Consider the following 23,358-nt stretch of genomic DNA (forward strand, 5'->3'; position numbering starts at 1 on the left):
ATGCTTCGAAATCTGATATGTTCGTCATTGATCGCCGTTGATGACAGAAAGGGATCTCACATGACCACCAGCCGGAAACGACGCCACGTCGCGCTGGGAGCGAGCACACTGGCGCTCGCGACCATCGCGGCCGGACTGACCGCGACATCCGCGACCGCAGCGCCCGCACCAGCCGCAGACGGCCGCCAACAGGTCGGACCGCTCGTGACCCAGACCTCCCCCTTCCAGGGAGCGGACGCGTTCAGTTCACCGACTCCGAACGGCGCGGGCGCGGAGATCCCGGCGAACCGTTCAGCGACACTGGACGGCGCCCGCACGAAGGCGGTCGACTGGATCATCCCCGCGGCGGGCTCCGTCACGACGGTGCGACCGGTCTCCCATCCGGACCTCTGCCTCACCGCAGGGTCGAAGAGCATCACGAACTCGTCCATCGTCACGCTCGAGAGCTGCCGGGTGGACGATCCCGCCCAGCGCTTCTCGATCGCGTCGAACAAGGGGTCCAACAACCCGATCGGCACCGGTATCCGTTCCGAGTACAACGAGGGCTTCCTCGGGCTCTACAACAACGACGCGGTGATGCGACTCCAGACGTGGACGGTCGCCGACCGCGTCCCGACGCTCGACGACTTCGTCGCGGCGTTCTCCGCCACCCTCGACCGTGTCGACACCGCCGCGCGCACCGCCCACCTCTCGGGGACCGGCACTCCGGGCGCCGAAGTCCGGTTCCAGGGCAAGGCAGCGCCGGTGCGGATCGACGCCGACGGCACCTGGACGGCCGCCGTCGCCGATCTCGCCATCGGTGCGAACGTCATCACGGTGACGCAGCACGAGGGGGCGCTCGAGACCGGGCGGGTGGAGGTCCCGGTGGGGATCGACGCCGCCGAGCTGACGTTCGAGACGAAGTGGGACAGCTCGCGCGACAGGCCCGTCCACGCGTTCGGCATCGCCGAGCCCGGCGCCGAGGTGCGCCTGTTCAACACTGCCGGCGAGCAGATCGGGGAAGCTGCCCGTGCGGACGCCTCGACCGGCGAGTGGTCCACGACGATCCCGGCGCCGAACGCCGGCGGCGAGTACGCCGTCACGGCTGCGCAGTTCCTCGCTGGGGTGCGCGACTCCGTGCACGACAGGTCGAAGCGTGTCGATTACGGCACCGCGGTGGCGATCACCTCGCCGACCGACGGCTCCACGCACACCGGCGGCACGCTCACCCTCGAGGGCGACGGCGAGCAGGGATCGGCGCTGACGGTGTACGAGGTGGTCGGCGGCACGGAGACGGAGATCGGATCGGGTACCGTCCGGGCTGGTGGCAAGTGGACGATCGAGACGACCACGCTCGACCGGTCGGAGCACGTCATCCGGGTCGAACAGCGCTCGAAGGGCGCGAACACGACCACCTCCTCCGTCACCGTGAACCCGGGCCAATCGCACAAGCTCGCCCCGATCACGCTCGAGTCCCCGGACGAGGTGACCCCCGGCGTGACGAACACCTTCAGCGGCACCGCTGAGCCGGACGCCGTGTACCAGGTGCTCAACCCCTACGGCACCGTGCTGATCGACGGCCTCAAGGTGGGCGCAGACGGTAGGTGGCAGTTCGAACGCGTGATCTCGTCGGGCGCGAAGGAGTTCGCCTTCAAGATCGCTCAGCGCAAGGGTGACATCGGCCCCGAGGAGTCGCAGATCTTCCGACTGCAAGCCAACAACGGGTTCGACCCGGTGACGATCACGACGCCCACGCTGCGGCCCGGCGAGGTCAACACCATCGAGGGCACCGGTCCGGCCAACGCCACGTTCATGGTCCTGAACGCGTCCGGCAAGGAGCTCGAAGGCCCGGTCCAGATCGGCGCCGATGGCAGGTGGAGCTTCGACCGACAGATGTCGACCGGCATCGACAAGTTCCAGTTCAAGGCGAAGGTCACCGTCGACGGCGTGCCGCCGTACACGACCAGCCTCTTCACGATCTGGGCGAACACGCGCTGATCGCCTGACACACCACCTCTGAGCGGGGCCGCGGCCGACCGGTCGCGGCCCCGCTCTCACCGTCGAAGAAGGAAGACCATGTTCAACCGCACCAGGCGATCCCTCTCCATCGCCGCCGGAACCGCGCTCCTCGCCGCCTGCGCAGTCCTCACCGGCACGGCCCCCACGATCGCAGCGCCGGCCGGCACCGAGGCCGGGGTCCAGGACGGGACCGGGACGGCCGCCGCGCCGCAGCCGCGCGGGTCGTTCGGCGCTCCCGTCAACGTCCACGTGTCGACGAACGAGTTCGGGATGTACGTGTACGCGACGCCGATCTGCAGTGGCTGGAAGTCGTGCCGCTCGTGGTTCACGATCCCGGGCTTCGTCGACAAGAAGGACGTCGCGACGACGAACGGCTACTTCGTCGCGTGGCCGGCCGGCTGGCAGGAAGGGCAGTCCGTCAGCTCCGGGTACGTCCGCTCCTACGGACGCGACATCTTCGGGAACGGCTGGTACGGCACCGCGACGGCCTCGATGGGCACGATCACCCGACCGTTCGCGCCACGAACGCTCACCGCCTGGCTGACCGGGCAGAACGACCAGTCACGCACCGCCTCGGTCAGCGGGACGGCCACCCCCGGCGCGGAGATCAAGCGGAACGGGGTCCTCGTCGCCCGGGCCGACCAGAGGGGTTCGTGGAACGCGACCGTCGGTGGCCTGACGATCGGGACGACGACACTCTCGTTCGACCAGTACGTCGACCAGGGCTTCCACGACCGGGCTTCGGTCACCGTCACGATCGCGGGCGAGATCGTGTCAGCCACCGTCACGGGGCCGGCCTCGGTGAACCCCGGTACGGTCAACACCGTCACCGGCACCGCCACCCCTGGCGCCACATACGAGGTGGTCGATGCCTCGGGCACCGTGATCGTCCCCGGCGGACCGTTCACCGTGGACGGAGCAGGCAAGTGGTCCTTCCCGCACCTCGTGCCCGCGGGCTCCACCGAGTTCCGTTTCGCGATCCGGCAGACGGCATGGGGCAAGACCGTGACCTCCGAGCTGTTCACCCTGCCCGCGGACACCATGCGCGACGTGACGGTCGCGACCGAACACGTGCGCGACGGCGTGTCCAACAGGTTCTCCGGGAAGGGCACCCCTGGTGCGACCTACCGGGTGCTCAACGTCTCGGACAACGAGATCGTCACGGGCGGGCCGTTCTCGATCGACCGCGAGGGCCGCTGGGAGTTCGATCGCGTCGTGTCCCGAGGCGTCAAGGAGTTCCGGTTCAAGCTCGAGCAGCGCAAGGACGGCCAGACCGTCCGGTCGCAGCTGTTCACGATCCCGGCGGAGTAGCCCCGTGCCCGCGCTCGCCGTTGCCCGCGTCCTGCTGACAGGCTGGTGGATCGTGCTCGGCACCGGTGCGCTCGGTGCAGGGGCGGCCCTCCTCGTCACGAACGCCACCCCGCCGACGTACGAGTCCTCGACGTCCTACTACGTGTCCGTCGCCGGAGCCGGCGCGTCGTCCGCGGGAGAGATCGCGCAGGGGTCGACGGCAGCGCAGCAGAAGATCGCGTCCTACACCGAGCTCGCGTCGTCGCCGCGGGTGCTCCGGAGCGTCATCGCGGACCTCGGGATGCGGACGACCACCGCCGCGCTCGCCCACCGCGTGACCGCGTCGGTGCGATCGGGCACCGTGATCATCAGCGTCGCGGTCAGGGGAGCGGACCCGGTGGAGACCCGCGACGTCGCGCGCGCGGTGGGGGCGTCGTTGGCCCGCGTCGTCTCGGAGATCGAACCGGCAGCGGGCGACGGTACCCCGTCCGTGCGGCTCGAGCCGGTCACGCCGGCGAGCGTGCCGATCACGCCGGTGGCCCCGCGTCGGACGGCCGACGTCGCGGCTGGTGCCCTCGCCGGTCTCGTGGCAGGTGCCGTGCTCGCGTTGCTCCGCGCCGTCGTCGACACCCGGATCCGATCGTCAGCGGACATCGAGGACGACGTCCCGGTCGTCGGCGACATCGCGCACGACCCCGAAGCGGCGCGACGACCGCTCATCGTGCGGGAGGACACCTCCAGCACCAGGTCGGAGGCGTTCCGCAGTCTCCGGACGAACATCCAGTTCCTCCGGACGAGTGGCGCGCCGACCATCGCCGTCACGAGCAGCAGACCGGCCGAGGGCAAGACGACCACGGCCGCGAACCTCGCGATCGTGCTCAGCACCGGCGGGCTCCGGACGGTCGTCGTCGACGCGGACCTCCGGCGGCCTAGCGTCGCCGACACGATGGAGATCGAGGGCGCGGTCGGCCTCACCGACGTCCTCGTAGCCCGAGCCGAACTCGACGACGTCCTGCAGCCGTGGGGTCACGACGGCCTGGTCGTCCTGCCTGCCGGTACGGTCCCGCCGAACCCGAGCGAGCTCATCGGATCTGAAGCCATGGGGTGCGTGCTGACCGAACTCGCGAGCCGTTTCGACGTCGTGCTCGTCGACACACCCCCGGTCCTGGCCGTCACCGACGCCGCGATCGTCAGCACCCTGGTCTCGACGACCCTGCTCGTGACGGCAGCGAACCAGACCCGTCGATCCGACGTCCGCCTGGCCGTCGAGGCGCTCGCCCGTGTCGGTGAACGCCCGGACGGCATCGTCCTCACGAAGACCAAGCAGCGTGCGACCTCGCGGTACGGGTACGGCATCACGACGGTCGCCGCTCCGAAACGGACCCGAGCACGCTGGGGACGAGCATGAAGCGGCTGCTCGACGTGGTCGGCGCGGCCGTCGTGCTCGTCGTCCTCGCGCCGCTGCTCGGCGCGGTGGCGGTCCTCGTGGCGTGCCACCTCGGCCGTCCCGTGCTGTACCGGCAGCCCCGGCCGGGTCTGCACGGCAGGACCTTCACGATCGTGAAGTTCCGTTCGATGCTCCACGTCGACCCGGCCTCCGGAGTCGTCGACGATGCGGACCGCCTGACCCCGTTCGGCGCGTGGCTCCGGTCAACGAGCCTCGACGAACTCCCGAGCCTCTGGAACGTCCTGCGCGGTGAGATGAGCTTCGTCGGGCCCCGTCCGAGCCTGTGCCGCTACCTCGAGCTCTACGACGCCGAGCAGGCACGTCGGCACGACGTCCGTCCTGGACTCACCGGGCTCGCGCAGGTGCGCGGCCGGAACGCGCTGCCCTGGCCGGAGCGCCTGCGCTCCGACGTCGAGTACGTCGACACGCAGACACTCGGTCTCGACGCGAGGATCCTCGCCCGCACGGTCGGCGTCGTGCTGCGGAGAGAGGGCATCACGACCCCGGGCCACGCCACCTCGGACACCTTCACCGGGAGCCGGAGGCCTGCATGAAGACGGTCTGGATCGTGAACCACTACGCGCACCACCACGAGCGCGACGGCCGCTCCACCCGGCACGAGCACTTCGCCGCCGGACTCGCACCCGACTGGCACACCGTCGTCATCGCGGCCGGCACCGACCACCCGACGGGCCGTTCGCACCTGCACGGCGTGACGCTGCGACGCCGGTGGTTCGGCGACGGCTACCAGTTCTGCTGGCTCCGCGGCGTCGACCACCGGGGATCGGGCCGCCGTCGCGCCGTTCGGCGAGTCGCGGACATCCTGCTGTTCTCGATGCTGCTGCTGCTGCCCGGCGTGCTGCGCGGGCTCCCCCGTCCGGACGTCATCGTCGGCAGCTCGTTCCACCCGCTCGCCGCGATCGCCGCCTCGGCCCTCGCCCGTCGCCGAGGCGTGCCGTTCGTCTTCGAACCACGCGACCTCTGGCCGGAGTCGGCGATCGGACTCGCCGGGATGCACGAGCACCACCCGGCGATCCGGCTCCTCCGACGCATCGAGCGCGTCACCGTCCGACGAGCCGTCCACCTGATCTCACCGCTCGAGGGTGTCGGACGCTACTACGAGGACCGCGTGCCCTTCACCTGGGTCCCGAACGGCGTCGCGCCGGACACCGAGCCGCTTCCGCCACGGCATCCCGACGCCGACTTCTCCGTCACCTACATCGGGTCGATGGGACCGGCGAACGCGCTCGAGACGGTGCTCGACGGCTTCGACCTCGCCCACCGCCGCGCCGCGGCAGCAGGCGGACCGCGACTCGCACTCGTGCTGGTCGGGGACGGAGCGGACGCGAGCCGGCTCCGGGAACGCGCGTCGGGCCTCCAGTCCGCTCGTTCCATCATCTGGACCGGACGCGTTCCGCAGGCCGAGGCCCGCCGGATCGGCCGACAGGCCGGCTGCTTGGTCGTCACCATGCACGCGCTCCCCATTTACCAGCACGGTGTTTCGATGAACAAGCAGTACGAGTACATGCTCCTCGGTCGTCCGCTGCTCGTCGGGGCCCCTGTACCGATCGCACCGGTGAACGAGTCCCGGTGTGGCGTCCAGGTCGCGGCTGACTCGCCCGCGGCGCTGGCGACCGGGATGCTCGCCATGGCGACGAGCGACCCCGCGGTGCTCGACGCGATGGGGGCCCGCGGCCGGGAACACGTGCTCCGCGAGTACGACTACCGCCTGCTCGCCGAACGCTACGGCCGCGCGCTCAGCGAGGCGCTCCGATGACCCCGGACATCGTCCACGTGTCGAGTGCGCATCCGTGGGTCGACAACCGAGTGCACCTGCGCGAGGCGGCGTCGGCTGCCCGAGCCGGCTTCCGAGTCCGGTTGATCGCAGTGGAGTCTGCGCTCGACGCGCCACCGACACCGGTCGAAGTCGTCCGCCTCCCCCGCCGTCCCCGCGTCCGACGCATGGCGCTCTCCACGACTCAGGCGCTCGTCCTCGCGCTGCGGTCCCGCGCCGGTGTCGTGCACCTGCACGATCCGGAGCTCATCTGGACGATCCCCCTGCTGCGGCTGGCCGGCCGGCGGGTCGTCTACGACGCGCACGAGGACCTCCCCGACCAGGTCTGGGGCAAGGACTACCTGTCGTTCCGGCAGCGCGCGGTGTTCGCGTCGCTCTCACACGTGATGCTGCGGGTGGCGGCAACGGCGGACCGGGTCGTGACGGCGACCCGGTGGACCGGCCGCCGATTCCCGGCATCGCGCACGATCGCGGTCCACAACTTCCCCCTGGCGCGACCGGCGGACGACGGACAGGTCGGCCTGGAGGCTCGCCCCACCACGGTCGCGCACGTGGGCGTCCTGAGTCGAGCCCGTGGGATCGACGTGGTCGCCGAGGCCGTCGCGGATGCGTCGTTCCCATCAGGCTGGCGGGTGGAAGCGGTCGGCTCGATCGACGCGGCGACGGACACCGCCGCGCTGCGCGCCGCGGCGGCGTCCGGGCGGCTCCAGCACGACGGTGTCGTCGGACCAGCTGCGGCGCGCGACCTCCTGCTGCGCGCCCGGATCGGACTCGTGCCGTTCCGACGGACGCCGGTGACCGACCAGATCTTCCCGACGAAGCTCTTCGAGTACCTGACGGCGGGGCTGGCCGTCGTGGCGACGGACATCCCGCTGTTGCGGCACTTGCTCGACGGGTTCGACTGTGCCACCTTCGTGCCGGCGGACGACCCCGGTGCCGTCGCACGGGCGGTCCGCGCCTACGCCGAGGACCCGGCGCTGCTGGCCCGGCGCGGTGCCGAGGCCCGCCGAGCAGCGCAGCACTTCACCTGGGGGCCAGAGGCTGCACGGCTCGTGGCGATGTACGACGAGCTCCTCCCCGGAGTGCGGGCCGGACGGACGACCCCGTCGTGACGACGCACGACCGGCTCGCGCTCGTCAAGGCGCTCCGACGGCTCCTCGTGACCACGGTGACCGTCGGCGTGCTCGGCGCGACCGCCGACTGGATCGCCGCGCACCTCGTCGCGCCGCTCTTCGCGTACTCGGGGTTCACCCACGTGGTGGCACCGTGGCCGGCACGCGCTGCGGTGGTCGCCATGACGGTCCTCGTGGCGCTCGCGCTCCCCTGGGTGCTCGCTCGGGCTTCGCACGTGGTGCTGTGGACGATCTTCGCGGTGTGCGTGGCGCCGACGATGCTGATGAGCCCGTCGACCGGGTACCTGCCGACCGGGACGGCATTGGCGCTGAGCGCTGCTGTCGGGGCGTCGTACGGGGCGGTGGCACTGTGCACACCGCGCGGCACCGTTCCGGCTGGCCCCGCCGTTCCGGCGGGTGCTCCGGACAGCGTGCGGCTCGGGTGGCATCGGGTGGACCGCGGTGTGCTGACCTGGACCGTGTGCGGCGCGTACTCGCTGCTGACCTACGCGGTGATGGCGGCCACCGTCGGCGTGCACCTGCGGTTCATCGCGCTGGATGACATCTACGAGGTTCGTGCCGAGTACACCGAGGACGTCGGATCCGGTGGTGCCCTCGGGTACCTGCTGACCGGGCAGGCGTACGTGGTGAACCCACTCGTCCTGGCCCGGGGCCTGGTCCGGCGGCGGCCGTCCCTTGTCGTGCTCGCGCTCGCCGGGCAGTTCCTGCTCTACTCGAGCACGGGGTTCAAGGCCGTGCTGTTCTCGTTCGTGGCCGTGCTCGGCATGGCACTCCTGTTCCGCGGTGGACGACAGCGGACCGCCACGTGGTTCCTCACCGCACCGATCGGGATCATGATCGCGTCCGCGTTGGCCGATGAGCTGCAGGGCGGGATCACGTGGACGTCCGTGTTCACCCGACGGTTCATGCTCACTCCGGGGCTGCTCACCTCGGTGTACGTCGAGTTCTTCTCCGCGAACCCCGTCGCCGGGTACGGGTACTCGTTCCTGCGCGCCTGGGCGCCGTACCCATACGACCTCCCGCCGCCGAAGCGGATCGCGGACCACCTCGTGCCGGGCTCGCACGGGTACGCGAACGCGAACCTCTTCGCGGACGGGTTCGCCAACCTCGGATGGATCGGGATCCCGGTGTCCGCGGCCGCGCTGTTCGCATGGCTCTGGTTCCTCGACCGGGCGAGTCGAGGGCTGCCGATGCGGGTCGCGGCGATGGCGGTCGTGATGCCGAGCATCATGCTGAGCAACACGTCGATCTTCACGGCGATGCTGTCGCACGGGTTGCTCGTCGGGACGCTCGTGCTGGCGATCGCGCCGCGGAGCGGGTGGGCCGTGCCGCCTGCCGCTCGGGTGCGCGCTCCTGATCGAGCTCGCGCCCCGGGGACGATGACGGCCCGCTCGGAGCCCCGTCGTGGACGACGGTCGGCCGAGCGGGCCGTGCTGGAGGGCGATGTGGCGCGTCAGGTCTCGCGGTAGCGGACGACCGTCCCGGTGCTCGCCACCACCGCGGTCGTCGTCGCCCGCCAGTCGTTCGAGACCAGGACGAGGTCGTTGTCCGCTTGCCGGCACATCACGCCGTAGACGCTGTCGACTCCTCCGGCGGCGCGGTACTCGTTGCCGAGCAACACCGCCGAGTTCGCCGTCGCCCGGACGTCCACCGCCACCGAGGTCGCCGTCCCCTGTCGCCGCAACCCGGTCACCAGGTTCCCGACGAGGGTCACCCGGTCGTTGGAGTGGTAGAGCGAGACCCCCCGCCGCACCCCGGCGTCGCACCGGTTGTGCCCGATCACCAGGTGCCGGGTGAGGTACACGAGGATCGCGGCGTCACGGTCGCCGTCACCGTACCCGGTGACGGTGTTGCGCAGCACCGCCCCGGTGGCCCGTTCTGCATCCGATCCGACGGTCTCTCCCGCGCCCCGGACGACGATCCCGGAACCCGGGCCCGTCACCGTGCGTGTGACGACGTTGTCGACGACGGCGAAGTCCAGCGGGGCGTACTTGGTCGCCTTGTCGTCGTGTTCGTCCTTCGACGGGACGACGGCGATGCCCACCCGGCACCCGTCCACCCGGTTCCGCAGGATCGAGATCGACTCGCCGCCATGCGTGTCGATGCCCTCCCAGTTCGGGACGTCGGAGACGTGGTTGTCGGCGATCAGGACGCGGGCACTCCGCGGGGCTCCGTCCAGCCCGGTCGACGTGGCCCGGACGGCTTCGATGCCGTACGAGTTGACGTACGGCGCGGGCTGGACCACCCGGGCGATGCGGTTGTTCGTCACACTGCCGCCGACGCACGAGAAGAGGAGTACCCCGGCGTAGCCGACGTCCTCGATCGTGCTCCCGGTCACGACGAACTCGGTGCAGTGCTCGTACAGGACGCCGTCGTGCGAGAACTGGCGGATCGTGGCGCGCACGACCTGCACGTTGCGCAGCGGTGCGGCGACGGTGCCGAGCGCACGGATGCCCCGGCCGAGCCCGGAGTGGTCGGCTCCCCCGCCGGTGAGCACGGCGTCGACCATCCGGACGTCGGAGGAGGTCACGAGCACGAGGTCGATGTCGCACGCCGTCGACAGCGAGCCACCCACGAACCGGATGGTCATCGGACGTTCGACGCGGAGGGACTCGTCGAGTGTCCAGTGCCGGGTGACGTGCACCACCGCCCCGGCTTCCAACCGGTCGAGCAGGTCTTGCAGGCGGACCGCGCCGACGTCGGTGTGCTCGTCACCCGTCGTGGTCGTTTCGGCCACGGTGGTCGGGGTCCCGGCGCGGAACACTGCGACCCCGCCCGGGACCGCGCCGACCATGCCGAGCAGCGCAGCGCGTCGCGAGACGTGACGGGCCTCACCGCCCAACACGGGCACCCCCGAGAGTCAGTGCGCCGCCCGCACCACCAGACAGAGCACGACGAGGTAGCTGCCGATCATCGCAGCCGAGAGTGCTGCCAGGACCACCGGCATCGGTGCCCCCATGACGGACGGTACGAGCACCGCCGCAGTGGTGGCGATCAGCCGTGACGCGTCCCAGACGAGCTGGGTCGGCTGCCGTCCCAGCATGCCGAGGAGCTGCGTCAGCGGGGACACCGCGAGCTGGACTGCGACCGCCGGCACGAGGATCTGCGCGTACCGGCCGGATTCCCGCCACCCGGGACCGAAGACGAACGCGAAGAGTTCCGGACCCGCCAGGACCACCAGTGCCACCGCGGGGACGCCGAGCAGCGCCAGCCGGACGCAGAGTCGGACGAGGAGGTCGCGGACCGGTGCGCCCGACCGCACCCGCTGCCCGAACGCACCCGCCGCCCACTGCGCGACCGCATCGGCCACCATGCCGACCGGTGACCCGAGCACGCGCGTCGTGAGCGCGACGAACCCGGCCGTGACGCTGCCGTGCACCGCCGCGATCACCAGCCACGGCGCTTGCTGCCCCACGACGTTGAGCATCGCCGACCACGGCGTGAGGAGCAGGAACCGACGATGCGAGACGATCGCGTGCCGGACAGCCCGGCCGGACGGCGGACGCGTCGACCCCGGCCGAGCCGTGCCGATCAGCCCGACGAGCCGACCGACTGCCAGGCCGCCGATCAACCCGATCGGCCCGAGCGGAGCGAGCAGCAGGTTGCAGGCGGTCTGCCCGATCCCCTGCCCGGCGTTCCGGACGGCGAGCGCCTCGTACCGTCGTGCACGCGCGAGCCGAGCCGACACGATCCGTTGCAGCGCCACGACGGCCGTGGTGACCGGTACCACCCACCAGAGCTCCACCAACGCCGGTGCTGAGAACCAGCAGGCCAGCGCCTGCCGCTCCGCACCGAGCACCGCCGTCACAGCAGCCCCCGTCGAGAGTGCCCCCACGAACCCGAGCAGTGTCAGCGCTCGAACCGTATGTTCGTCGCGCGCCACCGCGAGCGCCCGGTCGGTGCCGAACGTCGCCCCCGCGCCGAGGACCGACGCCGTGGCCGTGACGACCGAGAGTGCTCCGAAGTCGGCCGCCGAGTAGGACCGGGTCAGCAACGGCGACACCGCGACGACCATCCCCTGCCCCACCAACGTGCCGGTCAGGATCGTGAGGACGGCCGGCAGGGTGCGTCGTCGAGAGCGCACGGGGTCCGCCGATCGTGGTGTCTGGTGTGAATGAGCTCTTCATTGGTATATCAGATTCCCTCGTGTCGGTGGAACGGCGTGGCCCCGTGGAGCTCGCGGTAGAGGTCGAGCAGGGCGCGCTCTTCGTCGTCCCAGCGGTACGCGCGCCCGACGAGCGCACGGCCGGACGCGGAGTGCGCTTCGAGCAGGTCGGGATCGGCGTCGTAGCGGTGGATCGCGCGCAGGACGGCGTCGACGTCGCCCGGCGGCACCCACGTCGCGCAGTCGGCTCCCGCCAACAGGTCGCGCCAGAGCGGGACGTCGGTGGCGATCACCGGGAGTCCGGCGGCGAGGTACTCGAAGAGCTTGGTCGGTAGCGATGCCGCATAGGCCGGGGTGGGCAGCAACGGCAGCAGGCCGACGCGGGCCTCGTGCAGCAGGTCTCGGGCTGCAACCGGTGGGAGGACACCCCGGTGGTCGATGGTGCCGGCCGCGACGAGTCGGTCGAACTCCCTGCGGTCGACCGCTCCGTCCACCGGGCCCGCGGTCACGACACCCCACCCGAACGGCAGCCCCGTGCCCACGGCCCGCGCTGCGAGACCGGTGACGACGTGGAGGCCGCGATCCCGGCTCAACGCACCGAGGTAGACGACGTTGGCCGGACGGTGCGAGACCGGGACGGCGGCCGCGTCGGCGATCCGGAGCCGCGGGACGTTCCGCACGATCCGCGTGTGTTCCGGTGGGAACCGTTCGGCGATGGCCGGCGTCGCCGCGACGACCGCGGAGGCGCCTCGGGCCGTGATGAGCACACCGTGCGCCGCCGCCGCACCGACTGTGCGCCCGAGCCGACCCAGGTACTCCTTGCCGGCGACTTGCTGCGGCAGGTCCTCATGCGCGTCGTAGACCACCTTGCGCCCGAGCATCCGCAGGAGCGGCACCGCCCATACCAGCTCGGGGTCGTGCAAGTGGACGACCCCGGCCCGGGACGACAGCGCACCGAGGACGACCTGCATGCTGGAGCAGACCATCCGCTGCACGCGTGGTCGGCGCGGGACACGCCGCACGTAGACGCCGGTGACCTCGTCCGGTCGGCTCCAGTCCGGGTCAGTCCGTCCATCGTCCGTGACCGCCAGGAGCGCCGTCCGGTAGCCCGCCGCGGCCGCACTGGCGGCTTCGCGCAAGTGCACCCGGTTGTCGGTCCACGGGTGCGCGCTCGACACGTGCACGATGTCGAACGGGCGGGGTCCGGGGGCCATGCTCAGACGCTAGGGTCAGGACGGCCTCGGACGCGAGTTGTTCACATGTTGTATTTCGATTACTCCGTCGACGCGGGGCGCACTGGCGCTCCGATCACCGCCACCGTGACGGTCGACCACCGTTCGGCGTCGAGGATCCGCCGCCCGTCCACGACCGATCGGACACCTGGCAGCCGGTCCGGGCCCCAGTTCGCGTACTCGCGGTGATCGGCCTGCACGATCGCGGCGTCGACCGACGCACCGGCCGGATGCGGCTCCAGGCCCAGTCCAGCCAGCTCGGCGGCCGAGTAGAGCGGATCCGACACCGTCACCACCGCACCGCGCTCGGCCAGCGCGGCAACCGTCCCGAAGACCCCGGAGAACGCCGTCTCCTTCACCCCACCGCGGTACGCAGCTCCGAGCACCAGCACGCGGGCTCCGGCGAGCGACCCGTGGATCCGTTCGAGCAGGTCGACGGCGTGCTCTGGCATCGATGCGTTCCGCTCGCGAGCCGCTCGCACGACCGATGCCCTGTCGTCGTTCCACAGGTAGAGCCGCGGGTAGACGGGGATGCAGTGGCCACCCACGGCGATCCCCGGCCGGTGCAGATGACTGTACGGCTGCGAGTTGCACGCCGCGATCACCCGCTCGACGTCGATGCCGGCACGCTCGGCGAACACCGCGAACTCGTTCGCCAACGCGATGTTGACGTCGCGGTAGGTCGTCTCGGCGAGCTTCGCGAGCTCGGCTGCCTCAGCCGAACCGAGATCCCAGACACCGTTCGGGTGCGCCAACTCCGGGCGGTCGTCGAACTGCAGCACGGACTCGTAGAACGCGCGGGCCCGTCCGGCTCCGCGCGGGGTCAGCGCCCCGATCAGCTTCGGGTACCGCCGGAGGTCCGCGAACACGCGCCCGGTGAGCACCCGCTCGGGCGAGAAGACGACCTCGAAGTCGTGCCCGGCACGGAGCCCGGAGCACGTTTCGAGCATCGGCGCCCATCGATCGCGCGTGGTCCCGACGGGCAGCGTCGTCTCGTAGGCGACGAGCGTGTCGGGGGTCAGATGCCGGCCGATCGCCTGCGTCGCAGCATCCATCCAGCCGAAGTCCGGCGCACCGTCGACGCCGACGAAGAGCGGCACCACGACCACGACCACGTCCGCCCCGGGGACCGCGACGGACGGGTCGGTCGTCGCGCGCAACCGGCCCGCTTCGACCACGTCGCGCAGTCGGTCGTCCAGATCGTGTTCGCCGGGGAAGGGCGGGACGCCCGACGAGACGGCGTCGACGACGGAAGCCGAGACGTCGAGACCCGTGACCTCGGCACCTGACCCGGCGAACTGCACCGCGAGCGGCAGCCCGATCTTGCCCAGTCCGACCACCACCACCCGCATCGCGCTCACGACCGGACCTCGACCATCTGTCGACTCCCCGCCGAGGCGAGCACGGCCTCAGCCACCGCCAGGGTCCGCATCCCGTCGCGCATCGTGACCACCTCCGACGGCAGCTCGAGGACGGCGTCACGGAAGGCCTCGAGCTCGACGACCAACGGCTCCCGCTTCGGGATCGCGAACCGTGTGCTCGCCCCCTCGGCCACCCCGCGGAACGCTGCGACGCGCTCCCAGTCCGTCGCCACCGTCCCGTTCTCGTGGAACGTCAGGTCCGCGCTCAGCGTGTCCGCGACGAACGCGCCGCGCTCCCCCGTCGCCACGAGCAACCGCTCCTTGAACGGACTGAGCCAGTTCACCAGGTGCGACGTCAGCGTGCCGTCGAGGAGCTCCCCCGTGACGGTCACCAGGTCCTCGTGCGGACGCCCGCTCTTCGTGCATGCGAGCGCACCGACGCGCGCGAACGGGGACCGGGCGATCCACGCGGTCGCGTCGATGTCGTGCGTCGCGAGGTCCTTCACGACCCCGACGTCAGCGATGCGCGCCGGGAACGGCCCCTGCCGCCTGGTCGCGATCTGGTACACATCGCCGAGGGCCCCGGCGTCGAGCCGGACCCGCAGAGCCCTGAGCGCCGGGTTGTAGCGCTCGACGTGCCCGACCAGCCCGAGCAGCCCTGCAGCTTCGAACGCACCGACCATGCGGGCCGCGGCGTCGACGGTCGCAGCGACGGGCTTCTCCACGAGTACGTGCACGCCCGCCGCCGCGAGTTCGAGCGCGACGTCCTCGTGCAACGCGGTCGGGACGGCGGCCACGGCGAGGTCGATCCCGAGCGCGATCAGCTCGGCGACCGAGGCGACCACGGGGACGTCACCGGCGACGCGGTGCACGTCGCCGACTCGGTCTGCGGCACCCACCAGGTCGATGCCGTCGAGGTCGCGGAGCACCCGGACGTGGTGCCGCCCCATCGCACCGAGTCCGACCACCCCGGCCCGGAGCGTTCGCCCGCCAAGACGAGCCGACGTCATGCGCCGGCCCCTGCCAGCGTGTTCACCGCGGTCACGATGCGGTCGAGTTCTCGGAGGGTCAGCGTCGGGTACACCGGCAGCGCGAGCACCTGCCCAGCGGCCCGGTCGGTCTCGGCGAGGCACGTCCGTTGCGCTGCGTCGGCGAACGGCGCGAGCCTGTGGACCGGCGTCGGGTAGTAGACCCCCGTCTCGATCCCGAACTCGGCGCGCATCGCCGCCGCGAAGCCGTCGCGGTCGGAGGGCACCCGGATCACGTACTGGTGGAACACATGCTCCGCCTGGTCGTGGACGGTCGGCAGCACGACCCCGCGCAGCTCTCCGCTGAGGTACGCCGCGTTCGCCTGCCGTTGCGCCGTCCAGCTCGTCACCTTGCGCAGCTGCGCACGTCCGATCGCTGCGTGGACGTCGGACATCCGAGCGTTGAACCCGACGACCTCGTTCGCGTACCGCTCGGCCATGCCCTGGTTCCGCAGCAGACGCACGGTACGGTCCACCGCGCCTGACGACGTCGCGATCATCCCGCCCTCGGCAGCGGTCATGTTCTTCGTCGGGTAGAGACTGAAGACCCCGGCCGCGCCGAACGTCCCGACGCGCGATCCCGACCACCGTGCACCGTGCGCCTGCGCTGCGTCCTCCACGACCACTGCGGAACACGTCTCCGCGAGCGACACCAGCGCCGTCATGTCGGCCGGGTGCCCGTACAGGTGCACCGGGATGATCGCGCGCGTGCGAAGGGTGACGGCCTGGCTGAGCGACGAAGCCGCCATGCAGTACGTGTCGGGGTCGATGTCGACGAAGACGGGTACGGCACCGACCAGGCGGACCGCGTTCGCCGTCGCCGCGAACGTGAACGACGGCACGACGACCTCGTCACCGGTGCCGATCCCGAGAGCGTGCAGCGCCAGGTGGAGCGCGGCAGTCCCGCTGTTCACCGCCGTGACGGATCGCCCGTCGAGCAGCGTCGCAGAGAACTCCCGCTCGAACGCTGCGACCTCGGGCCCTTGAGCCAGCCGCCCGCTCGCGAGCACCGCGTCGACGGCACGACGTTCCTCCGCGCCGATCAGCGGCCTCGCCGCCGCGATCGTCTCGACGTCCGGCCCGGTCACCATCACGATGCGACCTCGAGCCCCGTGCCGTCGCGGCGCTCGCGGTAGGCCTCGCCCGTATAGGGGCAGACCCACCGACCGTCCTCGACGTCAGCGAGCCGGTGCCCGGTCCGGCCGACCCAGCCGACACGCCGAGCGGGGACGCCCGCGACGAGGGCGTGATCCGGGACGTCGTGCGTGACGACCGCTCCGGCAGCGACCGCCGCCCACCGCCCGATGTGCACGGGCGCGACGCACACCGCACCGGCTCCGATCGACGCACCGTGCTCGACGACGACGCCGGTCGGCACCCAGTCGTCCGGCCCCTTGACCGCCCCGTCCGGAGTGATCGACCGAGGCGCGTGGTCGTTGGTCAGCACCGCGCCCGGCCCGACGAACACCCCGTCGCCGAGGAGCGTCGGCCCGTACACGAGCGCGGCGTTCTGCACCTTGCACCGAGCGCCCACCCGGACGCCCCTGCCGATCGTGACCCCACGGCCGATGACCGTGTCAGGGCCGACAGCAGCACCCGCTTCGACGTGACTGAGGTCCCAGATGCGCACGCCGGACCCGAGCGAAGCCGAGCTGGCAACGACGGATGTCGGTGACACGAACGATTCCGACGATGTGGACGTGTGCATGGATGCTCCCGAAGTTGATGACCGATCTCGCGCCAGTGGACGTGGAACATTACCGGACAAATACACATTCGACGTCATTCTTCGAGTTTCGCGCATATCCGCCCTTGCGATATTCAAAAATGCACATCACCCGATTGCGCCACCGGCATATGCCGAACCGCGATATCACCCCTGGCGTCGAATCAGTGTTGTGTTCATCGCATTGATATGCAACATTTACGGCATGACACGCAAACGCCACCTGCTCGCGGTGACCGGACTCCTCACACTCCTGACCACCGGCGGGTTTGCCGTCGATGCCCCCGCCGCTCTTGCAGCGCCCGGAACCGACGTGAGGACGGATGCGGCACCGGCGGAACGTGCTGCCCGCGCCCCTGCGACCAGCCTCGGGACGATGAAACTCGCGCTGTCCGGCTCAGCTGGGTACACCTACGTCCTGCCCACCGGGAACGGGACGACGTACTACGCCAGCGCAAGCAGCGCCGCTGCAGCGATCGCGGCGGCACCCCAGCTCGAGGTGCTGCGCCAGACGGACGGGACGTTCTCGTTCGTCAGCGGGAAGGCGTGCTTCGGCAACGCGATGGTGGCATCGACACCGATCTTCGGCGCGATCTGGCACGGCAACGCGGCTGCCTGCCGGGCCGGAACCGCATCGAACGCCTTCCGCTGGACCGTGGACGCCGGCGGCCATCTGCGCAACGGGCAGGCCGGCGACCTCTCCGGCGTCGCGACGTGGCAGACGTCGTGGAACGGCGGCACGCTGACCGTGCGCGCGCACTCCTTCGGCGCCGGTGGGCGGACCGCGCTCATCGGCGGCTACTCGAAGCTCCTCCCGGCGGAGAAGCTGACCGCCACGGTGACGTCAGTCGACCACACGGCGCGGACCGCCGTCGTCTCGGGGACCGCGACCGCGGGCGCCACCGTCACGGCGAACGGCCGCTCGACGACCGTCGGGTCGGAAGGCAAGTGAACCCTGACCGTCACCGGGCTCGACGGCGGGAACAACGACATCACAGTCGTGCAGCAACACCACGGCGCCGAGGTGGACCGCACGCGGGTGACGGCGAGCGTTCACCTCACGTCCGTCGCCGTCACGACCCAGAGCGTCGCCCCCGGCGCGCTCAGCACCGTCACCGGTACCGGCGAACGCGGCGCGACGTTCCGTGTCCTCGACCCTGCCGGCGGTGAGCTGGTCCCCGGCACCCGCACGGTCGGGCCCGACGGCGTCTGGACGTTCGACCTCTCGGTCCCCGAGGGCAGCTTCGGTGTCCGCTTCGCCCTCGAGCAGACCAAGAACGGCGTCACCGAGACCAGCAACGTGTTCGCGATCCCTGCAGACACCCACAACTGACCCGACACAGCTCCGGTGCACCCCGCATCGGTCCCACGAAAGGAACGTCCTCGATGAACACCAAGCACACCATCGGCCTCGTGACGGTCGCCTCGGCCGCGCTCGCCGCTGCACTGCTCGCCTCGCCCGCCTCAGCCGCACCGCTCAGCGCCGACGTGGTCTCACCCTCCATCAGCCACGCCGTCGACGACGCCACGAACGCGTTGTCGGTCACGCTGCTGCTGAACGACGATCGCACCGGTTTCGAGCTCACCGGCACGGGGACGGACGGCGCGACGATCCAGCTCCTGGACAGCGCGGGCGCCGTCGTCCAGTCCACTGTGGCCATCGACGGCTGGTGGGGTCTCCCCGGAGGTCGCCTCGACGGGTTCGGTGGGAGCATCACGATCCAGCAGCTCGTGGACGGCGTCGTGACCGACTCCAAGACGATCGACCTGCCCACGATCCCGCTGGAGCCCGTCCTCCCCTGACGGATCGCGACCGACGACGATGGCGGGCGCCTGCACGGCCCGCCATCGTCTCGTCGACATCTTCCGATCGGATCAGTGCGGCGGCCGCCACAACACGATCTGCGTGTTCCGCTGCGGCCGCGCCCCGGCCCGCAACGGCACCGCGCCACCGGTGGTGGTCGCCGCGAACACACGGGCACCCGGCCGGTTGATGAGCTGATCGGCCAACGCCGTCTCGAGTTCCCGCACCCGGTCACGCAACGCGCGGTTCTCGTTCTCGAGGTCGAGCACCCGCCGGATCCCCTCCAGCGACACCCCCTCGGAACCGAGGCGCGCGATCTCGCGCAACTGCGCGATGTCCCGCATCGAGTACCGACGCGATCCACCCCGGGTCCGCCCCGGCACGACCAGGCCGAGCCGGTCGTACTGCCGCAGCGTCTGCGGGTGCATCTCCGCCAGTTCCGCCGCGACCGCGATCGCGAAGACGGGCGAGTTCTCGTCCATGTCGGTCATCGAGTGCTCCTTCCGTCGTTCGCGTGGTCTGAAAACCAGACTGGAGGCTCGGGTCGGCTCCGTGACGGAGCCGCGCCGAGCCTCCAGGCTGGGTTGGGCACGCTAGCTGCGCGCCTTGGCGAGGAGGTCCTCGCGGGGATCTTCGTCCGGAAGCGCCGCGGCGAGTGCCTCGACCGCTTCCTTCGCCTTGTCCGACAGGTGCGACGGCACCGCGACCTGGACGGTGGCGAGCAGGTCGCCCGTCCCGTTCTTCGTCGCGACACCGCGTCCCTTGACGCGCAGGACGCGACCGGACGGCGTACCGGGCGCGACCCGGAGCTTCACCGGATCGCCACCGAGGGTGGGGACCTGGATCGTCGCCCCGAGCGCAGCCTCCACGAACGTCACGGGGACGTCCAGGCGGAGGTTCTGCCCGTCGCGCTCGAACACCGGGTGCTTGCGGACGTGCACGGTCACCACGAGGTCACCGGACTCGCCGCCGTCGGGCGACTGCTCGCCACGACCGCGGAGCCGGATCTTCTGGCCGTCCGCGACCCCCGCGGGGATGCGGACGTTGACCGGCCGACCGTTGCCCTGCGACAGCTTGACCGTGTCGCCGGTGATGGCCGTCGTGAAGTCGAGCGTCGTCGTCGCCGTGACGTCGCGCCCCTTCGTCGGACCACCGAAGCCGCGGTACCCGCCGGAGGGCTGGCCGAAGCCGCCTCCGGCGCCGCCGCCGAACATGCCGCCGAGGATGTCCTCGAAGCCACCGCCGCCACCCTGGCCGAAGCGGACGCGCTGTCCGCCACCGCCCTGCTGGCCGAACATCCCGCCGAAGACGTCCTCGAAGCCGCCCTGGCCCCCGCCGCCCGCCGTGAAGCGAGCGCCGGAGCCCATGGCGCGGACCTGGTCGTACTCGGCCCGCTGCTCCTTGTCGGAGAGCACCGAGTAGGCCTCGCTGATCTCCTTGAAGCGGTTCTCGGCGGCGGTGTCACCCGGGTTGGAGTCCGGGTGGAACTGCCGCGCGAGCTTCCGGTAGGTCTTCTTGAGCTCGGCTTCCGACGCGTCCTTCGACACACCGAGGACCTTGTAGAAGTCCTTGTCGAACCAGTCCTGACTGGCCACTGCTCACCTACCTTCTTCTGTCGTCGCCACGGAGTGCCCGGCTCAGGCCGGGACCGCCACCGCGACCTTGGCCGCACGGAGGACACGCTCCCCGAGCTTGTAGCCCGGTTCGACGACGTCCGCCACGGTCTGGCCGGTGGCACCGGGAGTCGGCAGCTGCACGATCGCCTCGTGGATGTTCGGGTCGAAGGACTCGCCCTTCTCGCCGATCTGCACGAGCTTGAACTTCTCGAAGCCACCCCGGATCTTCTGGCCGATGACCTGCATGGGGCCCTCGGCGAGGTCGCCGTGTGCCTCTGCGCGGGTCAGGTCGTCGAGCGCCGGCAGGAGTGCCCGGACGACCTCGGCGATCGCGACCTCGCGGTTGGCCTCGCGGTCACGCTCGACGCGCTTCCGGAAGTTCACCAGCTCGGCCTGCGCACGGAGCATGTCCGCACGCATCTCGGCGACCAGGTCCCGGTCCTCCGCGCTCAGCTTGTCCTCGGCGATGCCACGTGCGGCGTCGGCGAGGAGTGCTTCGTCCTCGGGGCTGAGGTCCTGCTCACCGCCGGCGGGTGCGTCCGTCGGAACCTCGACGTCGGGGCCCTCGGCCTCGATCAGGTCCTCGGGCTCGGCCGCGTTCGTGGCGTCGCCCTCGACCTGGGGCTCGTCCTTGTCGTTGACGTTGTCGTTGGCGTCCGTCATCGACTACTTCTTGTCGTTCTCGTCGTCGTCCACGACCTCGGCGTCGACGATGTCCTCGTCGTCCGCCGCCTGCTCGGCGTTCGGCTGCTCGCCACCAGCAGCACCGGCAGCACCGGCGTCCTGCTGGGAGTAGATCGCCTGACCGAGCTTGCCCTGCGACTCGTTGAGCTTGTCGAAGGCGGTCTTGACGGCGTCCTCGTCCTCACCCGCGAGGGCGGACTTCAGCGCGTCGACGTCGGCCTGCACCTCGGACTTGACGTCAGCGGGGAGCTTCTCGTCGTTCTCCTTGATGAGCTTCTCGATCGAGTAGACGAGCTGCTCGGCCTGGTTGCGACGCTCGTTCGCCTCACGACGGGCCTTGTCCTCTGCCGCGTGCTCCTCGGCTTCGCGGACCATGCGCTCGATGTCCTCCTTCGGCAGCGAGGAGCCGCCGGAGATGACCATCGACTGCTCCTTGCCGGTGCCCTTGTCCTTCGCGGACACGTGCACGATGCCGTTGGCGTCGATGTCGAACGTGACCTCGACCTGGGGGACGCCACGAGGAGCCGGCGCGATGCCGGTGAGCTCGAACGTGCCGAGCGCCTTGTTGTCGCGGGTGAACTCGCGCTCGCCCTGGAAGACCTGGATCGCGACCGACGGCTGGTTGTCGTCAGCGGTCGTGAACGTCTCGCTCCGCTTGGTCGGGATCGCGGTGTTGCGGTCGATGAGCTTCGTCATCAGGCCGCCCTTGGTCTCGATGCCGAGCGACAGCGGCGTGACGTCGATGAGCAGGACGTCCTTGCGCTCGCCCTTCAGGACACCGGCCTGCAGCGCGGCGCCGACGGCCACGACCTCGTCAGGGTTGACGCCCTGGTTCGGCTGCTTGCCGCCTGTGAGCTGCTTGACGACCTCGGCCACGGCGGGCATACGGGTCGAGCCACCGACGAGCACCACGTGCGCGATGTCGTTGACCGACACGCCCGCTTCCTTGATGACGTCGTTGAACGGCTTCTTCGTGCGGTCGAGCAGGTCGGAGGTCATCTGCTCGAACTGTGCGCGCGAGATGGTCTCGTCGAGGTTCAGCGGGCCCTCGGCCGTCAGCGTGAGGTACGGCAGCTGGATGCTGGCGCTCAGCTGGCTCGAGAGCTCCTTCTTCGCCTGCTCGGCGGCTTCCTTGAGGCGCTGCTTGGCGATCTTGTCCGTGGACAGGTCGACGCCGTGCTCGTCCTTGAACTTCTTGATCAGGTAGTCGACGATGCGCTGGTCCCAGTCGTCACCACCGAGACGGTTGTCACCGGAGGTCGCGCGGACCTGGATCGTGGAGAAGTCGTCGTCCTTGCCCACCTCGAGCAGGGAGACGTCGAACGTGCCGCCACCGAGGTCGAAGACCAGGATGAGCTCGTCTTCCTTACCCTTGTCGAGGCCGTACGCCAGCGCGGCAGCGGTCGGCTCGTTGATGATGCGGAGGACGTTGAGCCCGGCGATCTCACCGGCGTCCTTGGTGGCCTGACGCTCAGCGTCGTTGAAGTACGCCGGCACGGTGATGACCGCGTCGGTGACGTCTTCGCCCAGGTACTGCTCGGCGTCGCGCTTGAGCTTGCCGAGGATACGAGCCGAGATCTCCTGCGGCGTGTACTTCTTGCCGTCGATGTCGACCGTCCAGTCCGTGCCGATGTGGCGCTTGACGGACGCGATCGTGCGGTCGACGTTCGTGACGGCCTGGCGCTTGGCGGTCTCGCCGACCAGGACCTCGCCGTCCTTCGTGAACGCGACGATCGACGGGGTGGTGCGAAGCCCTTCGGCGTTCGCGATGACGGTGGGCTCGCCACCTTCGAGTACGGAGACGACGGAGTTGGTGGTTCCGAGGTCGATGCCTACTGCACGTCCCATGTGTTGGGTGCTCCTTCTGTCGTTGCTGTGGTGCTGAAGTCGTCCGGACTTGCGTCCGATGGACTCAACTCTACTCCGGACTGGAGGCTCGTCAACTCTGGGAGCCGAAAGTTGCGTCCGAGTGACGCAGCTTCCAGGCGTTGGGTCCAGAAGTCTGCATGCACAAATGTTGATATTGAACTTGAACATGTGATATTTTGAAACTACGGCTGTTCTGCCGCAGTTCGATCCGATCCCGCTCGACACAGCAGTGCGAGGGCTGGGACGTCCCCTCCGAAAGAGAGTCACATC

21 protein-coding genes are annotated in these 23,358 nt (G+C 70.4%); 10 read left to right on the top strand and 11 right to left on the bottom strand.

The genetic code is table 11. From position 1 onward, the window contains the following. Positions 1-60: 60 nt before the first annotated feature. The 7 genes from ACO0E1_RS05760 (at position 61) to ACO0E1_RS05790 (ending at position 9,132) form a co-directional block, all read left to right on the top strand. Positions 61-1,977, top strand: coding sequence for a hypothetical protein (locus ACO0E1_RS05760; protein WP_422873318.1), 1,917 nt, complete (start codon positions 61-63; stop codon positions 1,975-1,977). Between the two features lie 78 nt (positions 1,978-2,055). Next, positions 2,056-3,309: a collagen binding domain-containing protein gene (locus tag ACO0E1_RS05765; RefSeq protein ID WP_422873319.1), complete on the top strand. Its 1,254-nt coding sequence runs from the start codon at positions 2,056-2,058 to the stop codon at positions 3,307-3,309. A 4-nt stretch (positions 3,310-3,313) separates the two neighbouring features. Continuing rightward, a complete protein-coding gene (locus tag ACO0E1_RS05770) occupies positions 3,314-4,696 on the top strand; it encodes a tyrosine-protein kinase domain-containing protein (RefSeq protein ID WP_422873320.1) in 1,383 nt (460 codons plus the stop codon). After that, positions 4,693-5,289 (top strand): sugar transferase, encoded by a 597-nt coding sequence (locus ACO0E1_RS05775; protein ID WP_422873321.1) that lies wholly within the window; start codon positions 4,693-4,695, stop codon positions 5,287-5,289. The genes ACO0E1_RS05770 and ACO0E1_RS05775 overlap by 4 nt, the downstream gene beginning before the upstream one ends. After that, entirely contained in the window at positions 5,286-6,512 is a 1,227-nt protein-coding gene (locus ACO0E1_RS05780) for a glycosyltransferase family 4 protein (protein ID WP_422873322.1), read from the top strand. The genes ACO0E1_RS05775 and ACO0E1_RS05780 overlap by 4 nt, the downstream gene beginning before the upstream one ends. Further along, positions 6,509-7,642, top strand: a complete 1,134-nt coding sequence (locus ACO0E1_RS05785) for a glycosyltransferase (RefSeq protein WP_422873323.1) — start codon at positions 6,509-6,511, stop codon at positions 7,640-7,642. Before ACO0E1_RS05780 ends, ACO0E1_RS05785 begins: the two co-directional genes overlap by 4 nt. Continuing rightward, positions 7,639-9,132 (top strand): hypothetical protein, encoded by a 1,494-nt coding sequence (locus ACO0E1_RS05790; protein ID WP_422873324.1) that lies wholly within the window; start codon positions 7,639-7,641, stop codon positions 9,130-9,132. The genes ACO0E1_RS05785 and ACO0E1_RS05790 overlap by 4 nt, the downstream gene beginning before the upstream one ends. Here the strand turns inward: ACO0E1_RS05790 and ACO0E1_RS05795 are convergent. Genes ACO0E1_RS05795 through ACO0E1_RS05825 form a run of 7 tightly spaced genes read right to left on the bottom strand, consistent with a single transcriptional unit; the run spans position 9,117 to position 17,019 of the window. Beyond that, on the bottom strand, positions 9,117-10,514 hold the full coding sequence (locus ACO0E1_RS05795; protein ID WP_422873325.1) for a right-handed parallel beta-helix repeat-containing protein: 1,398 nt from the start codon (positions 10,512-10,514) through the stop codon (positions 9,117-9,119). The genes ACO0E1_RS05790 and ACO0E1_RS05795 overlap by 16 nt on opposite strands. Before the next feature lie 9 nt (positions 10,515-10,523). Further along, complete coding sequence (locus ACO0E1_RS05800; protein ID WP_422873326.1) at positions 10,524-11,747, bottom strand: lipopolysaccharide biosynthesis protein; 1,224 nt, start codon at positions 11,745-11,747, stop codon at positions 10,524-10,526. 50 nt (positions 11,748-11,797) lie between these two features. Then, positions 11,798-12,982 carry a glycosyltransferase gene (locus ACO0E1_RS05805; protein WP_422873327.1) on the bottom strand — a complete coding sequence of 395 codons (1,185 nt, stop codon included), beginning with the start codon at positions 12,980-12,982 and terminating at the stop codon, positions 11,798-11,800. Positions 12,983-13,041: 59 nt separating this feature from the next. Beyond that, positions 13,042-14,352: a nucleotide sugar dehydrogenase gene (locus ACO0E1_RS05810; protein ID WP_422873460.1), complete on the bottom strand. Its 1,311-nt coding sequence runs from the start codon at positions 14,350-14,352 to the stop codon at positions 13,042-13,044. 5 nt (positions 14,353-14,357) lie between these two features. Next, on the bottom strand, positions 14,358-15,371 hold the full coding sequence (locus ACO0E1_RS05815; protein WP_422873328.1) for a Gfo/Idh/MocA family protein: 1,014 nt from the start codon (positions 15,369-15,371) through the stop codon (positions 14,358-14,360). Beyond that, positions 15,368-16,480 (bottom strand): DegT/DnrJ/EryC1/StrS family aminotransferase, encoded by a 1,113-nt coding sequence (locus ACO0E1_RS05820; RefSeq protein WP_422873461.1) that lies wholly within the window; start codon positions 16,478-16,480, stop codon positions 15,368-15,370. Before ACO0E1_RS05820 ends, ACO0E1_RS05815 begins: the two co-directional genes overlap by 4 nt. Further along, the gene (locus tag ACO0E1_RS05825) at positions 16,480-17,019 is read right to left on the bottom strand and encodes an acyltransferase (protein ID WP_422873329.1); all 540 of its coding nucleotides are present in this window, start codon (positions 17,017-17,019) and stop codon (positions 16,480-16,482) included. Before ACO0E1_RS05825 ends, ACO0E1_RS05820 begins: the two co-directional genes overlap by 1 nt. A gap of 301 nt (positions 17,020-17,320) precedes the next feature. On the opposite strand from ACO0E1_RS05825, the gene ACO0E1_RS05830 reads away from it, so the two are divergent. From ACO0E1_RS05830 to ACO0E1_RS05840, 3 genes are read left to right on the top strand one after another with little or no spacing between them, the layout of a single operon-like run. Next, a complete protein-coding gene (locus tag ACO0E1_RS05830; RefSeq protein WP_422873330.1) occupies positions 17,321-18,067 on the top strand; it encodes a hypothetical protein in 747 nt (248 codons plus the stop codon). Between the two features lie 48 nt (positions 18,068-18,115). Continuing rightward, entirely contained in the window at positions 18,116-18,448 is a 333-nt protein-coding gene (locus ACO0E1_RS05835; RefSeq protein ID WP_422873331.1) for an Ig-like domain-containing protein, read from the top strand. A 53-nt stretch (positions 18,449-18,501) separates the two neighbouring features. Continuing rightward, a complete protein-coding gene (locus ACO0E1_RS05840; RefSeq protein ID WP_422873332.1) occupies positions 18,502-18,918 on the top strand; it encodes a hypothetical protein in 417 nt (138 codons plus the stop codon). Between the two features lie 72 nt (positions 18,919-18,990). Here the strand turns inward: ACO0E1_RS05840 and ACO0E1_RS05845 are convergent, their stop codons facing one another. The 4 genes from ACO0E1_RS05845 to dnaK form a co-directional block, all read right to left on the bottom strand. Next, positions 18,991-19,401, bottom strand: a complete 411-nt coding sequence (locus ACO0E1_RS05845; RefSeq protein ID WP_422873462.1) for a heat shock protein transcriptional repressor HspR — start codon at positions 19,399-19,401, stop codon at positions 18,991-18,993. A 111-nt stretch (positions 19,402-19,512) separates the two neighbouring features. Further along, the gene (locus ACO0E1_RS05850; RefSeq protein ID WP_422873333.1) at positions 19,513-20,514 is read right to left on the bottom strand and encodes a DnaJ C-terminal domain-containing protein; all 1,002 of its coding nucleotides are present in this window, start codon (positions 20,512-20,514) and stop codon (positions 19,513-19,515) included. Positions 20,515-20,556: 42 nt separating this feature from the next. Continuing rightward, positions 20,557-21,198, bottom strand: coding sequence for a nucleotide exchange factor GrpE (locus tag ACO0E1_RS05855; protein ID WP_422873334.1), 642 nt, complete (start codon positions 21,196-21,198; stop codon positions 20,557-20,559). Between the two features lie 3 nt (positions 21,199-21,201). Continuing rightward, on the bottom strand, positions 21,202-23,067 hold the full coding sequence (dnaK, locus tag ACO0E1_RS05860; protein ID WP_422873335.1) for a molecular chaperone DnaK: 1,866 nt from the start codon (positions 23,065-23,067) through the stop codon (positions 21,202-21,204). Between the last annotated feature and the right edge of the window lie 291 nt (positions 23,068-23,358).

Source organism: Curtobacterium guangdongense (genome assembly GCF_049341845.1).
GTDB lineage: Bacteria > Actinomycetota > Actinomycetes > Actinomycetales > Microbacteriaceae > Curtobacterium > Curtobacterium guangdongense.

What these genes read in the sequence shown, in the direction of transcription:
- ACO0E1_RS05775 (WP_422873321.1), top strand. Translation starts at nt 4,693, where the DNA reads ATGAAGCGGCTGCTCGACGTGGTCGGCGCGGCCGTCGTGCTCGTCGTC.
- ACO0E1_RS05855 (WP_422873334.1), bottom strand. Translation starts at nt 21,198, where the DNA reads ATGACGGACGCCAACGACAACGTCAACGACAAGGACGAGCCCCAGGTC.
- ACO0E1_RS05820 (WP_422873461.1), bottom strand. Translation starts at nt 16,480, where the DNA reads ATGGTGACCGGGCCGGACGTCGAGACGATCGCGGCGGCGAGGCCGCTG.
- ACO0E1_RS05845 (WP_422873462.1), bottom strand. Translation starts at nt 19,401, where the DNA reads ATGGACGAGAACTCGCCCGTCTTCGCGATCGCGGTCGCGGCGGAACTG.
- ACO0E1_RS05785 (WP_422873323.1), top strand. Translation starts at nt 6,509, where the DNA reads ATGACCCCGGACATCGTCCACGTGTCGAGTGCGCATCCGTGGGTCGAC.
- ACO0E1_RS05815 (WP_422873328.1), bottom strand. Translation starts at nt 15,371, where the DNA reads ATGACGTCGGCTCGTCTTGGCGGGCGAACGCTCCGGGCCGGGGTGGTC.
- ACO0E1_RS05760 (WP_422873318.1), top strand. Translation starts at nt 61, where the DNA reads ATGACCACCAGCCGGAAACGACGCCACGTCGCGCTGGGAGCGAGCACA.
- ACO0E1_RS05765 (WP_422873319.1), top strand. Translation starts at nt 2,056, where the DNA reads ATGTTCAACCGCACCAGGCGATCCCTCTCCATCGCCGCCGGAACCGCG.
- dnaK (WP_422873335.1), bottom strand. Translation starts at nt 23,067, where the DNA reads ATGGGACGTGCAGTAGGCATCGACCTCGGAACCACCAACTCCGTCGTC.
- ACO0E1_RS05810 (WP_422873460.1), bottom strand. Translation starts at nt 14,352, where the DNA reads ATGCGGGTGGTGGTGGTCGGACTGGGCAAGATCGGGCTGCCGCTCGCG.
- ACO0E1_RS05805 (WP_422873327.1), bottom strand. Translation starts at nt 12,982, where the DNA reads ATGGCCCCCGGACCCCGCCCGTTCGACATCGTGCACGTGTCGAGCGCG.
- ACO0E1_RS05830 (WP_422873330.1), top strand. Translation starts at nt 17,321, where the DNA reads ATGACACGCAAACGCCACCTGCTCGCGGTGACCGGACTCCTCACACTC.
- ACO0E1_RS05840 (WP_422873332.1), top strand. Translation starts at nt 18,502, where the DNA reads ATGAACACCAAGCACACCATCGGCCTCGTGACGGTCGCCTCGGCCGCG.
- ACO0E1_RS05780 (WP_422873322.1), top strand. Translation starts at nt 5,286, where the DNA reads ATGAAGACGGTCTGGATCGTGAACCACTACGCGCACCACCACGAGCGC.